The sequence below is a fragment of the Actinomycetota bacterium genome (assembly GCA_035536535.1).
Classification (GTDB): Bacteria; Actinomycetota; JAICYB01; order JAICYB01; family JAICYB01; genus DATLNZ01.
In genome coordinates this window covers 1-2427 of record DATLNZ010000008.1, presented here as the reverse complement: position 1 = coordinate 2427, position 2427 = coordinate 1, and the positions used below count along the sequence as shown (strand labels likewise).

Annotated in this window: 2 protein-coding genes; one reads left to right on the top strand and one right to left on the bottom strand. The window is 69.1% G+C overall.

What is annotated here, in order from left to right:
- On the top strand, positions 1–1047 hold a 1047-nt coding region (locus VNE62_00815), incomplete at its 5' end, for an AAA family ATPase (protein HVE90832.1).
- Positions 1048–1089: 42 nt separating this feature from the next.
- On the opposite strand, the gene VNE62_00810 is transcribed toward VNE62_00815, so the two are convergent.
- A partial coding sequence (locus VNE62_00810; GenBank protein ID HVE90831.1) for a penicillin-binding transpeptidase domain-containing protein occupies positions 1090–2427 on the bottom strand: 1338 nt, incomplete at its 5' end.

Here is a 2427-nt window from a genome sequence, read left to right as displayed (position 1 = left end):
TCGAGGACGGGGGTCGTGCTGATCGCCGCCACCAACCGCCCGGACATCCTGGACCCCGCATTGCTTCGTCCGGGCCGTTTCGACCGTCAGATCGTGGTTGACCGTCCGGACCTCACCGGCCGGCTGGCGATCCTCAAGGTCCACACGCGCGACAAGCCCGTCGCCAAGGACGTCGACCTGGAGGTGGTCGCCCGCCGCACTCCCGGGTTCACAGGCGCAGATCTCGCAAACGTCGTGAACGAGGCGGCGCTTCTGTCGGCGCGCCGAAAGCGCAAGGACATCACCACTCTGGAGCTCGAAGACGCCATAGACCGGGTGGTGGCGGGGCCGGAGCGCAGGTCGCGTCTGATCACGGCCGAGGAAAAGCGGATCATCGCCTACCACGAGGCGGGGCACGCGCTTGTGGCCCACATGCTTCCTCACGCGCACCCGGTCCACAAGGTCACGATCGTCCCGCGTGGCAGGGCTCTGGGCTACACGCTGACGCTTCCCACCGAGGACCGCTACCTCGTGACGAAGGCTGAGCTGACCGACGAGCTGGCGGTGATGCTCGGCGGACGTGCGGCGGAGGAGGTCGTGTTCGGCGACGTGACGACAGGCGCCCAGGACGATATCGACCGGTGTACGAAGATCGCACGCCAGATGGTCTGCGAGTACGGGATGTCGCCTCTGGGCCCGATGGCGTTGGGGCAGAAGCACGACAATGTCTTTCTGGGACGCGACTTCTCGTCGCATCCCGACTACTCCGACACCGTCGCCGCTGAGATCGACGCCGAGACGCGCGCCATCATCGACCGGGCGTACGACCAGGCTAAGGGCCTAATCCGTAAGCACAGGGCGGTGCTGGACGGCGTCGTGGCGAAGTTGATGGAAAAGGAGACGGTGGACGTCGATGAACTGGAGGCCATCTTCGACGGCCACCCGAAGGCACAGGGAGCACGGGGGCAGCTGATCGAGGAGGAAGCTTTCCCCAAGCCTCCGGTGTCCCGGTCCAGGCGGCTGGCCCCGAAAAGTCCCAGGCCCAAGCCCGGACTGTCGCCCGCCTGACCCCGCAGGATCACGGGTCGTCCAGGACGCGGGTGAGCCTGCCTAGGGACCGGGTCCCGGCTCCCTTTGTTCGGCCGACTGTGGCCGCGGCGTGGGCGTCGGAGTCGGGGTCGGCGAAGGCGACGCCGTGGGACGGGGCGTCGGACGCGGTGTGGTCGGGGGCGCCAGCGTACGTGCGGGGATGGTCGGGGGCGCCAGGCTCGGAAGCGGCGTGGGGGTCGGGCTCGGCGACGGAGTAGGTGAGGGCGACGGTGTGGGTGTGGCGCCGAGCATCTTCAGGCCCAGCTCGTCCGGCGACACGGTGTAGATCGGCTTGACCGGGACCCCCGCCAAGGCTCGGCGCATGAAGTCGCTGAAGATCCGGGCCGGGAACGTTCCACCCGCCACCCGGATCCCGTGGACGTCGGTCATAGGGACGTCCCCCTGCGGATACCCGACCCAGACCGCGGTCGACAGCTGCGGGACGTACCCGGCGAACCACGCGTTGCCGTAGTCGTCGGTGGTCCCCGTCTTGCCTGCCACCGGACGTCCGATGTCGGCCGCCCTGCCCGTGCCTCGCTGGACGACCGTCTGCAGCGCTCCGTTCAGGACGCCCACCTTCTTCTCGTCGTAGGCGCGGCGAGTCTTGCGCTCCCTGCGCTGGAACAGCACGCGGCCCCCACGGTCCGTGACCTTCGTGATCGAGTACGGCGGGGCGAAGTTGCCCCGGTCGGCGAACGTGGCGTATGCGGCCGCGTGCTCCAGGGGGGTCACCCCGTGCGCAAGGGCGCCGAGCGCCATCGCGCAGCGTGGCGGGTTGATCTCCTCGCGCGCGTATCCCGCCTTCACGGCCACGTCGCGTACTGAAGGAGGACCCACCTCCTGCATCAGCCGCGCGAACACGACGTTGACCGAGCGCGTCATCCCTTCGTCGACCGTCACCTGTCCCGAGCCCTCGCCCTCGTAGTTGTTGACCGGCCAATCCTCTCCGGCGCAGCGCAGGGTGGTGGGCGAGGTCGCGTCCATCAGCGAGCGGGGGTCGATCCCCTTGTCCAGCGAAGCGAGGTAGACGTAGGGCTTGAACGATGACCCGGGTGGACGCCGTCCCTGGCTGGCGACGTCAAAGGACAGGTTGGGGTCCAGTCCGCCAAACAGCACGCGGATGGCGCCGTCTCCGGGCTGGACGGACGCGATGCCAACGGTGGGATCGCCGGGGTCGCCCAGGTGCCGCTGGGCCGCCTGGGTAGCGGCGTCCGTGGCTTTGCGGTCCAGCGTCGTCTCGACCTTGAGGCCTCCGGTGACGTTGACGAGCCTGGCGCGGCTTGCTGGGTCCCCGCCCAGCTCCTGCAGCCCCAGAGCTTCGCGTCTCACGTACTCGACGAAGTGGGGGGCCGGCCCCCG